Below are 21,945 nucleotides of genomic sequence, written 5' to 3' on the forward strand. Positions count from 1 at the left end.
TATAAACATGAAGGGTGATGAGGGGAAATTCCAGTTTTTAAGCGATCAATTGTCTGGAATTTGCTATGATCCGCTTTTGCGGCGTTATTTTGGATAGCGCTTCTTTTTAGTACAATTAATTAGATCGGATCGAGTTATATGCAACCGAAAGTCGCCATTATCATGGGTTCTAAAAGTGATTGGGATACCATGAAATTAGCCACCGAGATCCTGGACGAGCTTCAGGTACCTCACCATGTAGAAGTCGTTTCAGCACACCGTACACCTGATAAGCTATTTTCTTTTTCCTCTGGTGCCGTTGATGCGGGCTATCAGGTAATTATTGCAGGGGCTGGCGGTGCCGCACATTTACCTGGCATGGTTGCTTCAAAAACGCGCCTTCCTGTTTTAGGTGTTCCAGTGCAGAGCAAAGCGCTGAATGGTATGGATAGCTTGCTATCAATTGTTCAGATGCCTAAAGGGATTGCTGTTGGCACATTGGCCATTGGTTCTGCCGGTGCTTTTAATGCTGGCTTGATGGCAGCACAAATTCTTGCCAACACCGATGCTGAGTTAGCGCATCGTTTGGAAGCATTTCGCAAAGCGCAGACGGATACTATTTTAGAAAACCCTGATCCACGAGAAGTCTAATGAGTAAAGTATGGGTATTGGGTGCAGGTCAGCTAGGAGCAATGATGCGCCATGCGGCGACGCCGCTAAATGTTGAGGTTGTGCCGGTTGATTTTAATCAGTCCCAGAGCGTTGAGTTGGCAGATGATGATGTTGTTACTGCTGAAATAGAGCTGTGGCCTGAAACGAATGCAACCAAGGTGCTTTCAAAGCATCCTCACTTTATTAATCGAGAAGTGTTCCCGCGTTTGGCAGACCGCTTCACGCAGAAGCAGCTACTTGATGAATTACAGATTGCCACAGCACCGTGGCAGCTGGTGGATTCTGATACTCAAGCACAATCACTCTATCAGTCATTAGGTGAAACCGTACTCCTGAAGCGTCGTACGGGTGGTTATGATGGACGCGGTCAATATTGGCTGAAGCAACCGGAAGGAACAGAATTCCCTGAAGGTTGGCATCAAGAAGCCATTGCAGAACAGAAAATACCGTTTGATGAAGAAGTGTCTCTTGTCGGAGCTAGAGATAAGGAGGGTAATTTGTATTTTTACCCACTGGCGCTGAACCTGCATGTTAATGGCATACTCATGGCATCCATTGCGCCTTTGGAGCGTTTGTCGGGTGTTCAGGCAGAAGCGGAAGAGATGCTGGGTAAACTGCTGACTTCTCTTGAGTATGTTGGTGTGATGGCGATGGAGTGCTTTCGTGTCGGAGAGCACTTGATGGTGAATGAACTCGCTCCTCGTGTACATAATAGTGGGCATTGGACTCAATCAGGAACAAGTATCAGCCAGTTTGAATCACATATTCGTGCTGTAGCAGGTTTGCCAATGAGCAAGGCCGTAGTGAAAGGCCAGTCTGTGATGATTAACTTGATCGGTGTTGAGCGCAATAATGATTGGCTTGGCGTTGAAGGTGCTGAATTATATTGGTACGGAAAAGAAGTGAGAGTTGGGCGAAAAGTAGGACATATCAACCTTACATTGAATGACTCACAGCAGTTGAACTCATCTTTGAGTCAACTGGCTTCAAGCTTTCCTGAACCTTACCCCGAAGTATTTAGCTGGGTCGCTGATAACTTGAAATAAGCTAGTAGCTTTATGCTTAGATAATATGTGATTAGCAAAAAACATTAACGCCGTTGAACTTCAACGGCGTTTTTTGTTTAAACCTTCTATAAAGCTTAAGGCGGTGTGGCTCATCTGTTGTTTAATTAATACTCAATGATGGTTTTCTGGCAACGTGCTGGCGTGATATTGAAATGGTCACGAAATGCATGTGTAAATGCGCTCTGGCTGCTAAAGCCACAATGTTCAGCGGTTTGCAGTATTGTCCATCCGGCAGCTAACTTTTCTTTTCCTCGCTCTAAACGTTTTAGCAATACATATTGATGAGGTGTAATGCCTGCTTTTTCCTTAAAGCAGCTATGGAAATGGCTTGGGCTTAAAAAAACGCTTCCAGCGAGTTCTGCAATAGATATTTTACGATGCATATTTAATTGGATGTAAAGATCTAGCGCTGCTAAATCAATCTGAGTGTTCATTCGCCGTGGTGAAGGCTCGCTCATGAGATTTTGCATAGAAAGCAATAAGGTATTACCACATGCCTGTAGTAGAGGAGAGTCGGCAGGTGTTTGCTTTATTTCTTGGCAAATAGCTTGCAGTAAGACTTGTCTTTGGCTGTCTAGTGAAAAGTATGAGGCTTTATCAAACAGGCGAGATACTTGTGTTTGTAGTGTGGCAGAGTTTAGTTTTGCCGTTTCGATATTAATGACAACAATACGGTTGTCTCCCATCCCACAAAAAGCATGCTCTGTTGCTGAAGGAACTAGGCAACCTTTGCCAAGACCCACATTGGCCCCGCGACCTTGAATATCAAACTCGGTATTGCCTTCTAATCCAAAAACCAGCTGGTGGTACTTGTGGTCATGGTTGTTGGCGGTGTCAGGTAATGTCAGCAACTCTGTAGTCGTCACGATAGTGCTTGCCGTAGTTTGAACTGGGTTTGTTATATTTATAATTAAGTCGGCATATTTTCTGAAAAACCGTACTGATTGATAATTGTACAGCAAAAATTCAATGGTTCCATGGGAATCAAATAGAGTTAGCGATGGCTTCTTTGATGTTGATCGTCTAATTAGAGCGCATTTCCTCTTAAAAATCGGTAGAATACGCCCCCATTGAAAGAAACTTTAGATGGCTGAAATCGACATGGCTGAATTACAAAACGACCGCTTTTTACGTGCGCTAATGCGCGAACCCGTTGATGTTACACCTGTTTGGATGATGCGACAGGCAGGGCGTTATTTACCAGAATATAAAGCAACACGTGCGCTAGCAGGAGACTTTCTGAGTCTTTGTAAGAACCGTGAGCTAGCGTGTGAAGTAACGCTTCAGCCATTGGAACGCTTTGATCTTGATGCTGCAATTCTATTCTCTGATATTCTGACAATCCCTGATGCAATGGATCTGGGATTGTATTTCGAAGAGGGAGAAGGTCCGCGTTTTAAAAAAGTTGTTCGTACCGAGCAAGATGTTGAAGCGTTAAAAGTACCAGATGCAGCTACCGATCTTGACTATGTAATGAATGCTGTTAAAGAAATTCGCTCAGAGTTGAAAGGTCGAGTACCATTGATTGGTTTCTCTGGAAGCCCTTGGACGCTAGCAACCTATATGGTTGAGGGTGGTTCTTCAAAAGATTTCCGTCATCTTAAAAAGATGATGTACGCTGAGCCACAGGTGCTGCATGAGCTGCTAAATAAGCTGGCGCAGTCAGTAACTAACTATCTTAATGAGCAAATTTTGAGCGGTGCTCAGGCCGTACAAATTTTTGATACTTGGGGTGGCGTGCTTAGCGGTGACATGTATAAGGCATTCTCTTTAGATTACATGCGTAAAATCATCTCCGGTTTAATTCGTGAACATGATGGCCGTAAAGTGCCGGTTATTATGTTCACCAAGAATGGTGGGCAGTGGTTAGAAGTGATGGCTGACGCTGGTGCTGATGCACTAGGTCTTGACTGGACTACGGATATTGATGACGCACGCCGCCGTGTTGGGGATAAAGTAGCGTTACAAGGTAATATGGATCCATCAGTATTGTATGCACACCCTGAGCGTATTCGTCAGGAGGTTGCAGATATCTTACAACGCTTTGGTACAGGTAATGGCCATGTATTTAACCTTGGCCATGGCATACATCAGTTTGCTGACCCTGAACATGCAAAAGTATTTGTTGATGCAGTGCATGAACTCAGCGCTAAATACCATGTCTGATTTGCATCATTAATATGCTTTAATAAAAGGGACTTCACTGTCCCTTTTTATTAATTATCTTTTGTCGACGGGATTTTATATCTGAATCTTTATACCTAACTTTTACGGATTAATATGAAAAAATTACAGCACCTTTTTGATAGTAATCGTTCTTGGGCGGACAAAATAACGGAAGAAAATCCAGATTTTTTTGCTACGCTAGCGAAGCAGCAAGCACCTGATTATTTATGGATTGGTTGCTCGGATAGCCGTGTACCTGCCAATGAAATCGTCGGAATGCTTCCGGGCGATATCTTTGTTCATCGAAATGTATCAAACCTTGTTATCCACACCGATATGAATTGTTTATCAGTTATTCAGTATGCTGTGACCGTATTAAAAGTGAAGCATATTATGGTGGTAGGACATTACGGTTGTGGTGGTGTGCGAGCTGCCATTGAATCGAAACCGCATGGCTTGATTGATAATTGGTTACGTCATATCCGCGACATTGATACTAAACATCGTGATTTATTGTCGGTTTGGTCTGATCAGACTGAGTATTTAGAACGACTATGCGAACTTAATGTAATTGAGCAAGCATACAATGTATGTAATACCACCATTGCCCAAGAAGCATGGGGAATAGGACAAGATCTTTCTGTACATGCGTGGGTATATGGTTTAGATAACGGCTTAGTAAGAGATCTGAATTTTTGTATATCTGAGCCGAGTCTTATTGAGTCTGGTTATCACGAAGCTGTGGAATCGATTAATCAGCTTGCTGGCGCCAAATGATTCATCTTCTTTAAAGTATCCCCTGCAGGTTTTTACTGCAGGGGATAGGTAATACAAGTATTAAGCTTTTACTTAGTGCTAGCTAGTGCTTGTTCAAGATCAGTCAGTAGATCGTCTATGTGTTCAATACCAATAGATAGGCGAATCATTTCTGGTGCAACACCCGCAGATTTTAACTCTTCATCATTTAATTGACGATGCGTTGTTTCGGCTGGAATTGAAGCGAGTGATTTACAGTCTCCAATATTAACCAAGCGCACAAATACAGCTAAAGCGTCATAGAATTTGCGGGTAGCTTCGCGGCCACCAGTGACGCCAAAGCTTAAAATACCTGATGCTTGTCCATTCATGTATTTCTTCGCTAATGCGTGATCTTTATGGCTTTCTAAGCCTGCATAGTTCACCCATGCAACTTGATCATGGCTTTCTAAATATTCAGCAATCGTTTGAGTGTTAGCATTAACACGCTCCATCCGAAGTGCTAGCGTTTCGATGCCTTGCAGAATTAGGAAAGCATTCATAGGGGAGAGAGCTGCGCCCATGTTACGTAATGGAACCACGCGACAGCGACCGATAAATGCAGCAGGACCAAAGGCTTCTGTGTAAATAACGCCGTGGTATGAAGCATCTGGTTCGTTCAGTAAAGGGAAACGTGCTTTGTTCTCAGCCCACGGGAAGTTACCCGAATCAATGATAACGCCAGCTAAAGAGTTGCCGTGCCCACCCATGTATTTTGTGGCAGCATGCACAACAATATCAGCACCTTGCTCAATAGGGCGCCACATCAGCGGGCTTGCGACTGTGTTATCCACAATTAAAGGTACGCCATGTCGATGTGCAATCTCTGCTAATTTCTCAATATCAGCAATGCCACCTGAAGGGTTGCCGATAGATTCGCAAAAAATGCCTTTAGTTTGCTCGTCGATGTGCGCTTCAATTGCAGCGAAATCATCTTTGTTTGCAAAACGAACCTTGATCCCTTGGCGTGGTAGAGTATGAGCAAACAAATTGTATGTGCCACCATAGAGCTCGCTAGTAGAAACGATGTTATCGCCTACTTCCGCTAGTGTCTGGATGGTATAAGTAATAGCGGACATACCAGAAGCAACTGCTAATGCTGCGATGCCTCCTTCTAGTTCTGCCGCACGTTTCTCAAGGACATCGGTGGTTGGGTTCATGATACGTGTATAAATATTACCAGGGACCTTTAAGTCAAACAGGTCTGCACCATGTTGGGCATCATCAAACGCATAAGAAGCTGTTTGGTAAATAGGGACAGCAACCGCTTTAGTCGTTGGATCTGGCGTGTAACCGCCATGAACGGCAATGGTTTCCAGTTTCATGTAGCGCTCCTTGGATGTTTTTTATTAAGGGCTTGTTATCGTTTGTTCGATAATACGATAAAAATAGTAGGTCGATTGTAAAGGTTATCCCCGACAAATTAAAAGCGAAACAGACTAATGCTTTATGAGAAGTGTGCAGGTTGGGTAGAATGCATTTCATATAGCAAAGGGAGAACAACATGGCGAAAGCCAAAACGGCTTATGTTTGCAACGAATGCGGCGCTGATTTTACTAAGTGGCAAGGGCAATGCTCTGCTTGCCAGGCGTGGAATACCTTAAGTGAAGTGCGTTTAGGCGCAGTCCAAAATTCGGCCGCCAAACCGCGGTTTGATGGCTATGCAGGGCAAGCGAGTCAACGGGTTATGCGTTTAGCCGACGTCGATCTAGCAGATATGCCACGTTTTAGTACGGGGGCCGAGGAGCTTGATCGTGTATTGGGTGGAGGGTTAGTACCTGGTTCATCTATTCTGATGGGGGGGCACCCGGGAGCGGGTAAAAGTACGCTGCTGTTACAGATCATGTGTTATTTGGCTGAAAACATGCCTGCATTGTATGTGACGGGTGAAGAATCACTGCAGCAAGTCGCGATGCGTGCACACCGCTTAGGTTTAAAAGCCGAACAGCTAAAAATGCTCTCTGAAACCAGTGTTGAGTCTGTGTGCCAGGTGGCCACTGAGCTTAAACCTAGAGTGGTTGTTATCGACTCAATTCAGGTGATGCATATGGCTGAGGTGCAGTCAGCCCCTGGCTCAGTTTCGCAGGTTCGAGAGTCTGCTGCTGATTTAACACGCTTTGCTAAGCAAACGGGATGCGTGTTGTTTTTAGTCGGGCATGTGACAAAAGATGGTTCGTTAGCAGGCCCTAAGGTGCTAGAGCATATGATCGATTGCTCTTTGCAGTTAGAAGGTTCCTCAGATAGCCGCTTTAGAACGCTACGCTCACATAAAAATCGCTTTGGTGCTGTAAATGAGTTGGGCGTATTTGCTATGTTGGAAACAGGGCTTAGGGAAGTGAAAAACCCTAGTTCCATCTTCCTTAGTCGTGGTGAGGTAGCGAGCCCTGGCAGTGTTGTTATGGTTGTCTGGGAGGGTACTAGACCTTTGTTGGTCGAGATTCAAGCGTTAGTCGATCAGTCGCATATGAATAATCCAAGACGTGTGGCTGTTGGGTTGGACGGTAATCGTTTATCAATGCTGCTGGCAGTTCTCCATCGTCATGGCGGTTTGCAAACAGGGGACCAGGATGTGTTTGTAAATGTCGTGGGTGGTGTAAAAGTACTTGAGACAAGTGCTGACCTTGCATTACTACTGGCGGTAGTTTCTAGTTACAGAGACAGGGCTTTACCACAAGATCTAATGGTCTTTGGTGAAGTAGGTTTGTCAGGTGAAATCCGCCCGGTACCAAACGGGCAGGAGCGTATTCGAGAAGCCGCCAAACATGGCTTTAAACGAGCTATTGTTCCCAAGGGCAATGTACCTAAAGACGCCATAAAAGGAATGGAGGTTGTTGGCGTCAGCCGCTTAGCTGACGCTTTGGATGCTTTGTAATCACCCAACACTCAAGATAAAGGTTGCTTATTAAACCTTATAAAGGTGAATTAGTTCTCGTTCTAGTAGAGCTGGGTCACCTAAGTTCAACTCTACAAGCCGACGCAAGTAGCTGATGCTTGAAAGCTCCATGTCCATTGCTTGAAAGCCAAGGTGATTATCTTCTCGATGGTTTATGCGAGCGGGCATTGTAATAACGACATCATTACCATCGAGTATTATTTTCAATTCGACTAGATCACCAATACTCAGAGAAATGTCAGTATGGCTCTCAACTAACGCGCCCTTTAAACAAATATCGATTAATTTGACTGGCCACTCCCCATCTGATGACTGCAGTGTACACTGCGCATCAAAATGAATCCTTGTGAACCTGCGCCGGTTTTGTGGGTGTTGAATAGACTCTTCCACTTTGTGCTCCAGATATTCGTCAATTTCTTATTATTTAGTATAGAGCGAAAATCGCTATTAGCGTAGATCATCAACTACACTATTAATATGGAAATGAATTCGGTGTGTAGACTTAGATGACTAGCTTTGCAGGGTTATTGAATAATGCTGTTTTGTTGTTGGCACTTGGCGTTATTTATGATTCGTTAGGTTTGCATAACCTCGCGAATAAAGTATTACGTAACGTATTGACGGGTATTTTAGTCGGCATCATAGGTATCTCTGTGATGTTAACGCCTTGGGAGCTAAGCCCTGGTGTCTTTTTCGACACCCGTTGGGTGTTGATAAGCCTATGTGGGCTGTATTTTGGATTTGTTCCAACGTTAATCGCTGTAGCTATGACAGTTTGTTTGCGCCTTTTTCAAGGAGGCGCTGGAATTTATGTTGGTTCAATAGTGATTATCTCCAGTGGCATCATTGGTTTGGCGTGGCGTTATTGGAGTCTGCGATATAAGAAGGAGATGAGTTGGGGGTTGCTCTACTTACTGGGCTTGAGTGTCCAGCTTGATGTTCTGCTGTGTATGTTTTTGATGCCTGTTGATATGCGTTATACCATCATTTCGGCCATTGCTCCCTCGTTGTTTACTATTTACCCCATCGGAACAATGCTGCTGGGTATGTTGCTCAAGCATCAAAAAGATAGGCGCAAAGCCGAGCTTGACCTTCTTGAGCATAAAATTTTATTGGATCGAGAAAGAGGCTTGCTTAAGCGTCTGATTGATAGCATCCCCGACTTTATTTTTTATAAAACTGTAGATGGTCGTTATTTGGGTTGCAATAAAGCGACAGCTGAGCTTTTTGGTGCGAGCGAAGCAGAGATTATAGGTAAGACAGATTACGATTTTTTTGATCATGAACAGGCCGTTTTTTTTCGACAAAAAGACCAAGAGATGTTGTTGTCTGGCCAGCATCGTACAAATGATGAAGTGGTTATGCATCCCGATGGGCGAGAAATTCTTCTTGATACATTGAAAACACCTTTTTATGGTGAGGCCGGTAAGCTTTATGGCCTCATAGGGATTGGCAGAGATGTAACTGAAAAGAAGAGAGCAGAAGAACTACTACGTAGGAATGAAAATACCTATCGCAATGTATTAAGTACTGCATTGGATGGTTTCTTGATTATATCGCCTGATGGTCTTGTTCAGGATGCAAATGAAGCTTATTCGGTGATGTCGGGTTACAGTATTGCTGAGCTTTCTGGTATGCATATCAATGAGTTAGTGGCTATTGAGACTGCCCAAATGACTGAGAAGCATATTCAGCAAATTATTAACCAAAAAGAGCAGCGTTTTAGTAGTCAGCACTGTCGTAAAAACAGCTCCGTGTTTGATGTTGAAGTGAATGCGACATATTGGGCTGAGAATGGCGGTAAGTTTTTTGTATTTATAAAGGATATAACTGAGCGGAAAATGGCAGAGCAGCGCTTATGGCAAAGCGAAGTGAGATTTAGGCATGTATTTGAGAACATGCCCGCTATTGCTGTCCAAGGTTATGACAAAAACCGTGATGTTATTTTTTGGAATGATGCGAGTGAAGCCGTATATGGTTACTCGACAGCAAATGCCTTAGGTAAAAAGCTAGAAGATTTAATTATACCAGATGCGATAAGAGAGCCCGTTATAGAAGAGGTCAATCGTTGGGTAGCGGGAGGTCCTGTGACTCCCGCCTCAGAAATGGTATTGCAAAAATCTGACGGCTCACCGATTTCAGTATTCACCAGCCATGTCATGATTACTGGTGTGAATAATGAGCCCGAGATGTATTGTATCGATTTAGACTTGACGGCCTTGAAGCGAGCTGAAGAGCGTATTATTACGCTTTCTCAGGCGATAGAGCAAAGCCCTGTTTCTGTGGTACTCACTGATGTTCATGGCAAAATAGAATATGTTAATAGCATGTTTGAGCGAGTGACTGGCTACAGTAGTGATGAAGTAGTTGGTGAGCCTAGTAGTCTGCTTAAGTCTGGCTCTACTCCCGACGCTAAATATCAGCAACTATGGGCAGCTTTGGCTGCTGGGGAGTCATGGCAGGGAGAGTTTCAGAATAGAAAGAAAGATGGGCAGTTATTTTGGGAGCAGGCGCATATAGCACCCGTAATTAACGAAGTAGGGAATGTAAAACACTACTTAGCGGTAAAACAGGATATAACTCAGCAAAAAAACCAAGAAGAAAGAATACTCTATCAAGCTCACTATGATAGTTTGACAGGCCTACCTAACCGCTTTTTATCGCTTGATAGGCTGTCGCAAATGCTAAAAGATACTCAGCGTTCACAGGCGCAAGTGGCGGTGTTCTTTCTCGATTTAGATGATTTCAAAAAAGTGAATGATACCTTGGGGCATCAGATCGGTGATGAGTTACTGGTAGAGGCTGCCTTACGTTTAAAAACTGCTGTTAGGGATGTAGATGTCATTGGTCGTTTGGGTGGTGATGAGTTTATTATTCTTATCGATCAGCTAGAAAGTAATGCCATTATTGCTCAACTTGCGGAGAAGTTATTAGAGCAGTTTAGAGCTCCGTTTCAGTTGAAGGGTAGAGAGCTTGTATCTACTGTGAGTATCGGTGTGTCTGTTTACCCTACGGATGGTTTAACGCCTGCTGAGCTATTAAGGCAGGCTGATGCAGCTATGTACCACTCAAAAGAGCAGGGCCGTAATACCTATAATTTTTATACTCAACAAATGAATGAAGATGTTGCACGTCGCTTGCTTATTGAAGAGCAGTTGCGTGCGGCGCTAGGAAAAAATGAGTTTCAAGTATATTTTCAGCCTGTTGTTGATTTAAAAAAACGTAAAGTGATTGGTGCAGAAGCATTGCTGCGTTGGAATAACGAAGTATTAGGGCAGGTGGCGCCGGATGAGTTTATCCCTATCGCAGAGCAGACTGGGTTAATTGTTGCTATTGGCAGGTATGTCTTGGAGCAGGCTGTTACTGTTGCATCTGGTTGGCGTAATGAATTTTCACCTAACTTTCGTGTGGCTGTTAATATTTCGCCACGTCAATTTCGAGATGCAACGTTGGTAACATTCATTCACGATTTGTTAGCGCGTTTTAATCTTCCTGCTTCTGGCATTGAGCTTGAAATTACAGAAGGTGTTTTGATGACAGGGCATGCCATGATAGATGTTGCTTTGTCGGATCTGAATAGCATGGGAATAGGTATTTCGATGGATGATTTTGGTACTGGGTACTCATCATTGAGTTACCTGCGAAGCTATCCATTTGATACGTTAAAAGTCGATAAAAGCTTTATTAATGATATAACGCTGGATCAGGCTGACCTGCAGCTTGTAAGCGCTGCTATCGCGATGGGACAAGGGTTAGGTCTTAAAGTAATAGCGGAGGGTGTTGAAACAGAAGAGCAGTATCAGCTGTTATTGGAGCAGCAATGCGATTATGCGCAAGGGTATCTATTTAGTCGGCCGGTACCAGCAGATGAGTTTGAGAAGATACTTATGGTAGATAGCAAACCGCTACATTGAAGAATAGGACGTTATGAGAACAAACAACCAGCAGCGCTGGTTGTTTGTGGTTACAGGCTCTACTACTAGTTGATGCGTTTGTACTTAATACGCTCTGGCTGGTGGTCTTTACCATGGCGACGCTTGTAATCTTCAGCGTATTCTGTGTAGTTCCCATCAAAGAAAGATACTTGAGAATCGCCTTCGTAGGCCAGCATGTGTGTACATACACGGTCTAAGAACCAGCGGTCATGCGAGATAACCACGGCACAGCCAGGGAAAGCCAATAGTGCTTCTTCTAAAGCACGTAGTGTTTCTACATCTAGATCGTTGGTTGGCTCATCTAATAGCAGTACGTTGCCGCCTTCTCTTAGCAGTTTCGCTAGATGTAAGCGGTTGCGCTCACCTCCTGACAGGTCACCCACACGTTTTTGTTGATCTGAACCTTTAAAGTTGAAGCGACCACAATAGGCGCGTGATGGTGTTTGGTAGTTACCAATGGTGATTATGTCTTGCCCATCAGAGAGCTCTTCCCAAACGGTGTTGTCACCATTGAGTTCGCGCATCTGATCTACATAAGCCAATTTAACAGTACTACCAACGATAACTTCACCAGAATCAGGTTGCTCTTCGCCAGCAATCATCTTAAATAGCGTTGATTTACCTGCACCGTTGCCTCCGATAACGCCCACGATAGCACCTTGTGGAATGGTCGCTTCTAGGTTTTCAAAGAGCAGTTTGTCGCCATAGGCTTTGGATACATTATGCAGCTCTATCACTTGGGCGCCTAAACGAGGTCCTGGTGGGATATAGATCTCTTGGGTCTCGTTACGTGTTTGGAACTCGCGAGAGTTCATCTCTTCGAACTGGCTTAGGCGAGCTTTAGATTTGGATTGTCGGCCTTTTTGACCTTGGCGAACCCATTCTAATTCAGATTTCACGGCTTTTTGGTGAGCAGCTTCTTGCTTAGATTCTTGAGCTAGGCGCTGTTCTTTCTGCTCAAGCCAAGATGAGTAATTGCCTTCATATGGAATGCCGTGGCCACGGTCTAGTTCAAGAATCCAGCCTGCAGCGTTATCTAGGAAGTAGCGGTCATGGGTGATGGCAACAACAGTACCAGGGTACTCTTGTAAGAAGCGCTCAATCCAAGCGATAGACTCCGCATCTAGGTGGTTGGTGGGCTCATCTAGAAGCAACATATCTGGTTTATCTAGAAGCAGGCGGCATAGAGCAACACGGCGACGCTCACCACCGGATAGATGTTCAACTTGGGCATCCCATGGCGGTAGTCGCATAGCATCAGCGGCACGTTCTAGTGCGACTTCAAGACTGTGACCTTCTTTTGCTTCAATGAGGTTTTCGAGTTCGCCCTGTTTTTTAGCTAGCGCGTCAAAATCTGCATCGGGTTCTGCATAGGCTGCATAAACTTGATCGAGCTCTGTCAGCGCATTCTTTACGTCGGCTACTGATTCTTCAACAATTTCACGTACAGTTTTGCTGTTATCTAACTGGGGCTCTTGTGGTAAATAACCGACTTTAAGGTCCGGCATGGGGCGAGCTTCACCGATAAAGTCAGTATCAACGCCAGCCATGATTTTAAGAAGAGTGGATTTACCTGAACCATTGAGGCCGAGTACGCCGATTTTGGCACCGGGAAAGAAAGAGAGTGAAATATCTTTAAGAATCTGACGTTTGGGAGGAACAATTTTTCCCAAGCGATTCATTGTATAAACGTACTGTGCCATAAGTCCTCAGCGTATCGTATCGGTTAGCATGCCGCTCAATTTTATCTGAAAATACTAGAATGAAACGTATATTTTCAAATACGTATTTGGGGCGGCTCTATAAAAGCTGAGCCGCCGATAAGTGTTCTTAAGTCTTACTATATTGAGAGCATTTTGAATAAAAGGTAAACAATAAAGGAGTAACGGGGTTCGGGCAACTGAACTCGCGCAATCAGGCGCTTGAACATGGTATTCGTAACTGTCATTAAAGAGGCAATTTTGCATACAAAGTATGCAAAGTAATTAAGGCCCTCGTTATGTTCCCGCCCTGTAAGGGCCGTAATTCTCAGAAAGTTCGTATACTTGGTTCTAAGCTTTCGTGTTTACAAATCTTTGTTCAAGGTAGCGGATGATATCGTTCGACTCATACATCCAGCTCACGCCGCCATCATTATTAGTAATGCGTAAACAAGGTACTTTGATGCGTCCCCCTTGTTCTAGTAGCTCTTGGCGGAATGTTTCATTGTTTTTGGCATCGCGCAGTTCAATATCAAGAGAGTAGCGCTTCATCGCACGGCGCACTTTGACGCAAAAAGGGCAGGCATGAAATTGGTAAAGTGCCAATTGATGTGTCTGTTTATCGGTTTGAGCCTGTTCGTCTGCAGTGCGTTTGAGTCCACGAGGAGTTGTCAGAAAATTAATGGTCAGAATTAGTTTGCCTAGGAACCAGCGAATAAAAGCCATCTCTAAAAGTCTCAGCTATCAAGGTAGAAAGGCGCGTAGCTTATCATGTTCAGCGATTAATGATCATCTATTGGCTGTTATGAATGCTCTTCTTGTCTAAGTGATAGACTTTCAAGTGTGTTTTGGCCTCAGTTCAGAGTATAATGCGCTCCTTTTTTAAAGGCCGGATGCCATCCGGGTGAGACCAGTAACTTAGGGGATAGCTATGTTTAGCAAAGATATGTCAATTGCCGATTTTGATACTGATCTGTGGTCAGCAATGCAGTCTGAAGCCACACGTCAGGAAGAGCACATCGAGCTGATTGCTTCTGAAAATTATACCAGCCCACGAGTGATGGAAGCTCAGGGATCTGTACTGACTAATAAATATGCTGAAGGTTATCCTAATAAGCGTTACTACGGTGGTTGTGAGTACGTTGATGTTGTAGAGCAACTGGCCATTGATCGTGCTTGTGAACTTTTTGATGCAACTTATGCCAACGTGCAGCCTCATTCAGGTTCGCAAGCTAATGCTGCTGTTTTTATGGCGTTGTGCAAGCCCGGTGATACTATTTTGGGTATGAGTCTTGCTCATGGTGGTCATTTAACCCATGGCTCAGCTGTGTCTTTTTCAGGCCGTATTTATAATGCGGTTCAATACGGTTTAAATGCAGAAACAGGTGAAATTGATTACGCCGAAGTTGAGCGTTTAGCGCTTGAGCATAAACCTAAGATGATTGTTGCTGGTTTCTCTGCGTATTCTGGCATTGTTGATTGGCAGCGTTTCCGCGATATCGCGGATAAAGTAGGTGCATATCTGTTTGTTGATATGGCACATGTTGCTGGTTTAGTTGCCGCCGGTGTATATCCATCACCAATGCAGTACGCGGATGTTGTGACGACCACAACGCACAAAACCTTAGGCGGCCCGCGCGGTGGTTTGATTTTGTCTGCTCGTGCAGATGAAGACTTGCAGAAGAAGCTGAATTTTGCTGTTTTCCCTGAGTCTCAGGGTGGTCCTTTGATGCATGTTATTGCAGGTAAAGCGGTTTGCTTTAAAGAAGCAATGCAGCCTGAGTGGAAAGCATACCAGGCGCAGGTTGTGAAGAATGCACAGGCAATGGCTGAAACGTTTAAGTCTCGCGGCATTAATATTGTTTCTGACGGAACAGAGAATCATCTGTTCTTAATGGACCTGATTGACAAAGATTACAGTGGTAAAGATGCTGATGCTGCCTTAGGTCGTGCAAACATTACAGTGAACAAAAACTCTGTTCCTAATGATCCACGTTCACCGTTTGTGACATCGGGTCTTCGTATCGGAACACCTGCGGTAACACGTCGTGGTTTTAAAGAGGCAGAAGTTACTCAGTTAACTAACTGGATCTGTGATGTTCTTGATGACATTACTAATGAAGAAACGAGTGCACGTGTAAAAGCTCAAGTGCTCGATATCTGTAGCCGTTTCCCTGTTTATAAATAGCATTTCAGTTTATAAATAAGCGCTAAATCAGGTAGAATAGACGGGCGACTGAAAGGTCGCCCTTTTTTGCGTTACAGGTTATGAATTAGTTATATACACCGCTCTTTATCTTGAGTAAGACACGCACTGTTTTACTTACGCTCTTTAATGACAGGATTTCACTATGCATTGTCCCTTTTGTGGCGCCAATGAAACCAAAGTAGTCGACTCGCGCCTCGTGGCTGAAGGCCAACAGGTTCGTAGAAGACGTGAATGTATTGCCTGTCATGAGCGCTATACCACTTTTGAAATTGCTGAACTCCTCATGCCTCGTCTAATTAAAGCAGACGGGTCACGTCAACCTTTTGATGAAGACAAACTCCGCGCTGGAATTCAACGCGCGTTAGAAAAACGCCCTGTCAGCGTTGAAGCTGTCGAAGCTTGCATTAACCATATAAAGCACCGTTTACGTGCCACTGGCGAAAGAGAGTTACCATCACGCCAATTAGGCGAAGAGGTGATGGCTGCACTGCGTAAGCTGGATCAAGTCGCTTATGTCAGGTTTGCATCTGTTTATCGCAGTTTCCAGGATATCAATGAGTTCCGTGAAGAGATCGAGCGCCTGTCTGAAGATGAGACGCTTGAAGGCCAAGCGCCTAAAGTTCTTGTCTCTAAAGATAAAGTACTAGAGGGCTAGGCGGTGCCTGATTGGAGTGTAGAAGATACTAGCTATATGGCTGAGGCTATCCAGCTTGCCAAGCAAGGACTGTACACCACGGAACCTAATCCGAGAGTCGGTTGTGTTGTGGTGAAAGGCGGTGAAGTGGTCGGTCGTGGCTTTCATTACCGTGCAGGTGAAGGGCACGCCGAAGTTAATGCGCTTAAGCAAGCGGGAGAAGCGGCCCGTGGTGCAACGGCGTATGTCACATTAGAGCCTTGCAGCCATTACGGAAGAACCCCTCCATGCGCTGAAGGCTTAATCAATGCGGGCATTGCTCGGGTTGTGAGTGCCATGCAGGACCCTAACCCTGAAGTAGCAGGGCGAGGTATACAAATGCTTCAGTCGGCAGGTATTGAGTGCAGTACTGGCTTATTAGGTAAACAAGCGGCGGAGTTGAACCCGGGCTTTATTAAACGCATGGAGACCGGACTGCCATGGGTAAGGGTCAAGCTAGCGATGAGCCTTGATGGGCGCACAGCGATGAGCAGCGGTGAATCCCAATGGATCACCGGGAGCGCAGCTCGTGGTGATGTACAGCGATTAAGAGCCAGGAGTTCTGCCATTGTTACGGGCATTGGATCGATACAAATAGATGATTCTTCTTTGACGATCCGTGAGACAGAATTAGGCTTAGAAAATGCTACGGATATTGTTAAGCAACAGCCACTTCGTGTGGTGCTTGATAATTCTGGAAAGATGGATTCTGGTGCTAAAATTTTACAGCAACCTGGCCGTACTTTATGGGTAACTCAGGGTGAGCGTGATATGCCACACGCTGAAGTGCTTGCGGCTCAACAGTGTGATGGCCAGATTGATTTAGAATGGCTATTACGTCATCTGGCATCGTCGGAACAGTGCAATGAGGTGCTGGTTGAAGCCGGTGCTACATTGGCAGGAGCATTTGTTGAAGCGGGGTTAGTCGACGAGCTAGTTGTATATATGGCATCCACAATCTTGGGTTCCAATGCCCGCCCTTTATTACATTTGCCCCTAGATCAAATGAACCAACAATTACGGTTATCAATGACTGATTGTCGGCAATTGGGTGATGACCTTCGTATGACTTACTGTTTTCTTGATAGTGTGAGTAGTTCCTGTAACACCTCCCGAAATAACGTAGCTAATGAGGTGTCAGTTTAATGTTTACCGGTATTATTGAAGCCTTGGGGGAAGTCGCAGCACTTGAGCAAACTCAAGGTGACCTTCGTCTTTATATTAGAACGGGCACGTTAGATCTATCAGATGTGCAGTTGGGCGATAGCATTGCGACCAACGGTGTGTGCTTAACGGCCGTTGAGCTACCTGGTGATGGATTTTGGGCGGATGTATCGCGGGAGTCCTTGGCGCATACCCGGTTGGAGTCTTTGAAAGTGGGGGAACGCGTTAACTTAGAAAAAGCCTTAATACCGACAAGCCGTTTAGGTGGGCATATTGTGACAGGGCATGTTGATGGTATTGGTGAAGTAGTTGAGCGACGTGAAGATGCGCGTTCAATCCACCTGGTGGTTGAAGCCCCTGTGTCTTTATCAAAGTATATTGCTGGCAAAGGTTCGATCACTGTTGATGGTGTTAGCTTGACGGTTAATAGCGTGCAAGGAGCCTTGTTGTCGCTGAATATTGTGCCACACACGGCGAAGCAGACACTACTTGATCAATATGTAACAGGCAGTAAGGTTCACTTAGAAGTAGATATCATCGCTCGTTATATGGAGCGCCTTCTAATGACCGGCCAAACAGAACATACGCAAGAAGAACAAAGTGGATTAACGCTGGCGACGCTAGCGGAAAATGGTTATATGAAGCGTTAAAAGCTTACAAGACAGGAAGATAATGATGGAGCTAAATAGCCCACAAGAACTGATTGAAGATATTCGCCAGGGTAAAATGGTCATCCTGATGGATGATGAAGATCGCGAAAATGAGGGCGATATTGTTATCGCGGCTGATCAGGTTCGTGCTGAAGATATTAACTTTATGGCGATGCACGCGCGCGGTTTAATTTGCCTAACATTAACGCGTGAACGCTGTGAGCAGTTGAACCTACCATTGATGGTTCAAAGTAATGGCGCTCAGTTCTCGACGAACTTCACCATGTCTATTGAAGCAGCGACGGGCGTTACGACGGGTATCTCTGCAGCTGATCGTGCTCACACGGTTCGTGTAGCGGTAAAAGGCGATGCTAAAGCTGAAGATATTGTACAACCCGGTCATATTTTCCCATTGATGGCGCAACCCGGTGGTGTGCTTAGCCGCGCGGGACATACAGAGGCAGGTTGTGATCTTGCGCGTATGGCTGGCTTAACCCCAGCAGCTGCAATCGTTGAAATTATGAACGATGATGGCACGATGGCGCGCCGTCCTGATCTAGAGAAGTTTGCAGAAAAGCATAATTTGAAGATCGGTACTATTGCTGACCTCATTCATTATCGTACAACTAACGAGCGCACAGTAGAAAAAGCTGATGAAGGCGTTTTGACGACAGAATACGGTGATTTTAACTACACGACTTATCATGACACTATTCAGAATGTCACTCATATGGCGTTAGTTAAGGGCCATATTAAGCCTGATGAGGCCACGATTGTTCGTGTGCATGTGCGTGGTGACGTACTTCGTGACTTAGTGGGTGTGAACCGCGATGGTGATTCTAAATGGACAATGCACCGTGCATTAGAATATGTCGCTAAGGAAGAGCAGGGTGTTGTTCTGCTGCTGGATAACGGTCAGCGTGAAGATCTGGGTACAGCGTTAGATCGTGTACTGGGTAAACAGCCCAAAACACGCGCAGCTAACTTTAGTTCGTCTGGTGCTTATTTGACGGTGGGCACAGGGTCCCAAATTTTGCGTGATTTAGGTGTAGGTAAGATGCGTTTACTTAGCTCTCCTATCAAATTTAATGCAATTTCTGGTTTTGATCTGGAAATTGTTGAATACATCCCCTGCGATGAGTAATTAACAGGAATATATTATGTCAGTACAGATTATTGAAGGTGACTTCGTTTCCGCTGATGGTAACTATGCCATCGTAGTAGGCCGTTTCAACGCATTTGTGGTTGAAAGCTTGTTAGAAGGTGCACTGGATACACTTAAACGCCATGGTGTTAAAGAAGAGAATATTCGTGTTGTGCGTGTACCAGGGGCATTCGAAGTTCCTTTGGTTGTACAAAAAATTGCTCAACAGAAGAAAGATGATGCCATTATCGCTTTAGGTGCGGTTATTCGTGGTGGCACACCTCACTTTGAGTATGTATCAGCTGAGAGTTCTAAAGGTATTGCTCAAGTAGCAATGGATTCTGGAATTCCAGTCGCTAACGGTATTTTGACAGTTAATAGTATTGAACAAGCGATTGAACGTTCAGGTACTAAAGCGGGAAATAAAGGCGCTGAAGCAGCGTTATCTGCACTAGAAATGGTTAGCTTACTGCGTAACCTTGAGGCGTAATTGGAATGACAGAAGAAAGCTCACCAGCTCCACGTAAAGCTAAAAAAACATCATTAACGGCACAGCGTCGTTCCGCTCGTGGTTTTGCTTTACAAGCCTTGTATCAGTGGCATATGGCTGGACAACCAGTTAACGAAATTGAGGCTCAGTTTCGTGTTGATAATGATATGGCTGGTACAGATGTTAAGTTGTTTCGTGAAATTTTACAGGGCGTTTCGCATTCCAAGAGCGAATTGGATGAGGCTTTTCAGCCTTTTCTTGATCGCGGATTGCATGAGTTAGACCCAGTTGAACTGGCAGTGTTACGCATTGGTAGTTATGAACTGATTAACCGTTTAGAAGTACCTTACCGTGTTGCGATCAATGAAAGCGTTGATTTAGCCAAAACCTTTGGTGCTACAGATAGCCATCGTTATGTGAATGGTATTTTGGATAAGCTAGCTCAACGAGTACGCATGGTTGAGATCAGAGGCTCTCGAGGCAAATAAATAGTCATGGATGAGTTTGCACTGATACGCCGTTACTTTCAGCCTTTACAGCAGCCCCGGCAGGGGACAGCTGAAGAAAGTGTATCGGTAGGTATCGGTGATGATTGTGCGGTGCTTAATGTTCCTGAGGGGCGGCAACTCGTTGTGTCTATCGATACGCTGGTTGAAGGGACACATTTTTTAGCGGATACCCCGCCTGAGCAACTCGCCTGGCGGTTACTTGGAGCCTGTGTCAGTGATTTAGCTGCCATGGGGGCAACACCTAGTTGGCTGACACTTGCACTGACATTGCCTCATGCAGATGAGGCGTGGGTGAGCGCTTTTTCGGCTGCGCTGTCTGAAGCTACTCAGCTCTACCGCATTCGGTTGGTGGGTGGTGACACGACACGTGGGCCGCTGACATTAACGGCACAGGTTCATGGCTTTGTTAAAACAGATACTGCGTTGCTACGAAGCAATGCTCAGATCGGTGACTTGATTTGTGTAACGGGGACTCTTGGAGATAGCCGGGCAGGGTTGGAAACGCTGTTAACAAAATCCTCATCAAACACGGTTGTAGAGTACTTACGTCAGCGTTTTTATCGTCCTCAGCCTAGAATCTCTACAGGGCAGTTAATATCTGCTTATGCTTCGGCGTGTATTGATATTTCTGACGGTTTGTTAGGCGATATACAGCACATTATGGATCAGTCAGAGGTAGGGGCTCAAATCAATCCAGAAGCACTACCTTTATCAGCAGAGATTCAGCACTTTACTGACGATAAAACCGCACGAGAGTGGGCTTTATCTGGGGGTGAAGATTTTGAACTGTGCTTTACAGTACCTCCCGAACAGTGGTTAAGTCTACAGGCACACTTGCAAAATCATGACGTCCAGGTAACACCTGTCGGTGCTATCTGTGAGGCTAAGGGCTTGCAGTTATTCAGCCAAGGTGAGTGGTGTGCTGTAGCAGCGAATGGGTATAAACACTTTTAATGAATAAAGAAGACAGTATATGAAGCTCAGTGCAAAACGAATCTTAAGTAACCCAGTCCACTGTTTAGCATTTGGTTTTGGCAGTGGGCTTGCGCCTAAAGCACCTGGAACCTTTGGTACTTTGGCTGCGGTGCCTTTGTTTTTGTTGTTATCTTACTTGTCATTATCTGAGTACATATTTGTAGTCATTTTCGCGTCCATTGTGGGTATTTATTTTTGTGGCCAAACGGCTAAGGATTTACGGGTGCATGATCATCCGGGTATCGTTTGGGATGAATTTGCGGGTTTTTGGATCACAATGATAGCTGTTCCTGTTTCTTGGTGGAGTGTGCTGCTGGGTTTTGCATTATTTAGGCTTTTCGATATCTGGAAGCCTTGGCCGATTAAATGGGTCGATCAGCATGTTCATGGTGGTTTAGGTATTATGCTAGATGATGTGTTGGCTGGCTTGTTGGCATTAGGTGTATTGCATCTACTTATTGGCTTAATATCTTAGCCGAGAACTTTTTGTTCTTAAAAAGCATTTTGTTTTCAGTTTCGTTTCAGTTTCAGGGACTACTCTGCAATTGAAATAAAAAACGGAGAACGGTCATGAAAATGTTTACACAAACAATTGCTCTTACCTCGATCCTCTTTGCTGCTAGCGCGATCGCTTCAACTCAAGGGTTGGCTCCACCCATGCACTCAACTGAATTTAACATGCACTCCCCAAGTATGGTTATGGCTGATGAGCATTACGCATTTACTGGTATTTATGAAAATGCACTTTCAAGTAGTTCGACAGAGCGCCAGCTAGGACAAGGCATAATTGGAGGCACACTTCATGCGTCCGAATTTTGTCTAACAACAAGCTTGTCTGTTGCGCTTAATGAGAACTCAGTTGAAAACCATCTTGGTGGTAAGCAATGCTGAATATGCTTTTTTCTGTAGTACTTCATAGTATAG

General features: G+C 44.7%; 21 protein-coding genes. 16 read left to right on the forward strand and 5 right to left on the reverse strand.

Annotated features, from left to right (window positions below; genetic code table 11):
- Positions 1–138 precede the first annotated feature (138 nt).
- Together purE and purK are read left to right on the forward strand one after the other, a co-directional pair.
- Positions 139–630 (forward strand): 5-(carboxyamino)imidazole ribonucleotide mutase, encoded by a 492-nt coding sequence (gene purE / locus G511_RS0100800; RefSeq protein WP_028467911.1) that lies wholly within the window; start codon positions 139–141, stop codon positions 628–630.
- On the forward strand, positions 630–1,697 hold the full coding sequence (gene purK / locus G511_RS0100805; RefSeq protein WP_028467912.1) for a 5-(carboxyamino)imidazole ribonucleotide synthase: 1,068 nt from the start codon (positions 630–632) through the stop codon (positions 1,695–1,697). Before purE ends, purK begins: the two co-directional genes overlap by 1 nt.
- 125 nt (positions 1,698–1,822) lie before the next feature.
- On the opposite strand, the gene G511_RS0100810 is transcribed toward purK, so the two are convergent.
- Positions 1,823–2,584 carry an AraC family transcriptional regulator gene (locus tag G511_RS0100810; RefSeq protein ID WP_028467913.1) on the reverse strand — a complete coding sequence of 254 codons (762 nt, stop codon included), beginning with the start codon at positions 2,582–2,584 and terminating at the stop codon, positions 1,823–1,825.
- A 235-nt stretch (positions 2,585–2,819) separates the two neighbouring features.
- Here G511_RS0100810 and hemE point away from each other — a divergent pair, with 235 nt between their 5' ends.
- Both hemE and can read left to right on the forward strand, forming a co-directional pair.
- Positions 2,820–3,884 carry a uroporphyrinogen decarboxylase gene (gene hemE / locus G511_RS0100815; RefSeq protein WP_028467914.1) on the forward strand — a complete coding sequence of 355 codons (1,065 nt, stop codon included), beginning with the start codon at positions 2,820–2,822 and terminating at the stop codon, positions 3,882–3,884.
- A gap of 114 nt (positions 3,885–3,998) precedes the next feature.
- Positions 3,999–4,661: a carbonate dehydratase gene (gene can / locus G511_RS21490; protein ID WP_036550807.1), complete on the forward strand. Its 663-nt coding sequence runs from the start codon at positions 3,999–4,001 to the stop codon at positions 4,659–4,661.
- Positions 4,662–4,729: 68 nt separating this feature from the next.
- On the opposite strand, the gene G511_RS0100825 is transcribed toward can, so the two are convergent.
- Positions 4,730–6,004, reverse strand: coding sequence for an O-acetylhomoserine aminocarboxypropyltransferase/cysteine synthase family protein (locus G511_RS0100825; RefSeq protein ID WP_028467915.1), 1,275 nt, complete (start codon positions 6,002–6,004; stop codon positions 4,730–4,732).
- Between the two features lie 179 nt (positions 6,005–6,183).
- Here G511_RS0100825 and radA point away from each other — a divergent pair, with 179 nt between their 5' ends.
- Positions 6,184–7,551, forward strand: coding sequence for a DNA repair protein RadA (gene radA / locus G511_RS0100830; protein WP_028467916.1), 1,368 nt, complete (start codon positions 6,184–6,186; stop codon positions 7,549–7,551).
- Positions 7,552–7,581: 30 nt separating this feature from the next.
- On the opposite strand, the gene G511_RS0100835 is transcribed toward radA, so the two are convergent.
- On the reverse strand, positions 7,582–7,962 hold the full coding sequence (locus G511_RS0100835; protein WP_028467917.1) for a PilZ domain-containing protein: 381 nt from the start codon (positions 7,960–7,962) through the stop codon (positions 7,582–7,584).
- A 116-nt stretch (positions 7,963–8,078) separates the two neighbouring features.
- Between G511_RS0100835 and G511_RS23700 the strand changes: the two genes are divergently transcribed.
- Positions 8,079–11,486: a PAS domain S-box protein gene (locus tag G511_RS23700; protein WP_051221374.1), complete on the forward strand. Its 3,408-nt coding sequence runs from the start codon at positions 8,079–8,081 to the stop codon at positions 11,484–11,486.
- A gap of 65 nt (positions 11,487–11,551) precedes the next feature.
- On the opposite strand, the gene ettA is transcribed toward G511_RS23700, so the two are convergent.
- A complete protein-coding gene (gene ettA / locus G511_RS0100845) occupies positions 11,552–13,210 on the reverse strand; it encodes an energy-dependent translational throttle protein EttA (protein WP_028467918.1) in 1,659 nt (552 codons plus the stop codon).
- Positions 13,211–13,558: 348 nt separating this feature from the next.
- Positions 13,559–13,933 (reverse strand): glutathione S-transferase N-terminal domain-containing protein, encoded by a 375-nt coding sequence (locus G511_RS0100850; protein ID WP_028467919.1) that lies wholly within the window; start codon positions 13,931–13,933, stop codon positions 13,559–13,561.
- A gap of 205 nt (positions 13,934–14,138) precedes the next feature.
- Here G511_RS0100850 and glyA point away from each other — a divergent pair, with 205 nt between their 5' ends.
- The 10 genes from glyA (at position 14,139) to G511_RS0100900 (ending at position 21,912) form a co-directional block, all read left to right on the forward strand.
- On the forward strand, positions 14,139–15,395 hold the full coding sequence (gene glyA / locus G511_RS0100855; protein WP_028467920.1) for a serine hydroxymethyltransferase: 1,257 nt from the start codon (positions 14,139–14,141) through the stop codon (positions 15,393–15,395).
- A gap of 163 nt (positions 15,396–15,558) precedes the next feature.
- A complete protein-coding gene (gene nrdR / locus G511_RS21500; RefSeq protein WP_051221376.1) occupies positions 15,559–16,071 on the forward strand; it encodes a transcriptional regulator NrdR in 513 nt (170 codons plus the stop codon).
- Positions 16,072–16,074: 3 nt separating this feature from the next.
- Complete coding sequence (ribD, locus tag G511_RS21505; protein ID WP_245573792.1) at positions 16,075–17,235, forward strand: bifunctional diaminohydroxyphosphoribosylaminopyrimidine deaminase/5-amino-6-(5-phosphoribosylamino)uracil reductase RibD; 1,161 nt, start codon at positions 16,075–16,077, stop codon at positions 17,233–17,235.
- Positions 17,235–17,903 carry a riboflavin synthase gene (locus G511_RS0100870; protein ID WP_028467921.1) on the forward strand — a complete coding sequence of 223 codons (669 nt, stop codon included), beginning with the start codon at positions 17,235–17,237 and terminating at the stop codon, positions 17,901–17,903. The genes ribD and G511_RS0100870 overlap by 1 nt, the downstream gene beginning before the upstream one ends.
- A gap of 25 nt (positions 17,904–17,928) precedes the next feature.
- Entirely contained in the window at positions 17,929–19,047 is a 1,119-nt protein-coding gene (gene ribBA, locus G511_RS0100875) for a bifunctional 3,4-dihydroxy-2-butanone-4-phosphate synthase/GTP cyclohydrolase II (protein WP_028467922.1), read from the forward strand.
- Positions 19,048–19,063: 16 nt separating this feature from the next.
- Positions 19,064–19,537, forward strand: a complete 474-nt coding sequence (gene ribH / locus G511_RS0100880; RefSeq protein ID WP_028467923.1) for a 6,7-dimethyl-8-ribityllumazine synthase — start codon at positions 19,064–19,066, stop codon at positions 19,535–19,537.
- A gap of 5 nt (positions 19,538–19,542) precedes the next feature.
- Positions 19,543–20,025 (forward strand): transcription antitermination factor NusB, encoded by a 483-nt coding sequence (gene nusB / locus G511_RS0100885; RefSeq protein WP_028467924.1) that lies wholly within the window; start codon positions 19,543–19,545, stop codon positions 20,023–20,025.
- A 6-nt stretch (positions 20,026–20,031) separates the two neighbouring features.
- Positions 20,032–21,000: a thiamine-phosphate kinase gene (gene thiL, locus G511_RS0100890; protein WP_036550812.1), complete on the forward strand. Its 969-nt coding sequence runs from the start codon at positions 20,032–20,034 to the stop codon at positions 20,998–21,000.
- Positions 21,001–21,019: 19 nt separating this feature from the next.
- On the forward strand, positions 21,020–21,496 hold the full coding sequence (locus G511_RS0100895; RefSeq protein WP_028467926.1) for a phosphatidylglycerophosphatase A family protein: 477 nt from the start codon (positions 21,020–21,022) through the stop codon (positions 21,494–21,496).
- 95 nt (positions 21,497–21,591) lie between these two features.
- Positions 21,592–21,912, forward strand: a complete 321-nt coding sequence (locus G511_RS0100900) for a hypothetical protein (protein WP_028467927.1) — start codon at positions 21,592–21,594, stop codon at positions 21,910–21,912.
- Positions 21,913–21,945: the final 33 nt, after the last annotated feature.

The sequence above is a fragment of the Neptunomonas japonica DSM 18939 genome (assembly GCF_000422765.1).
GTDB lineage: Bacteria > Pseudomonadota > Gammaproteobacteria > Pseudomonadales > Balneatricaceae > Neptunomonas > Neptunomonas japonica.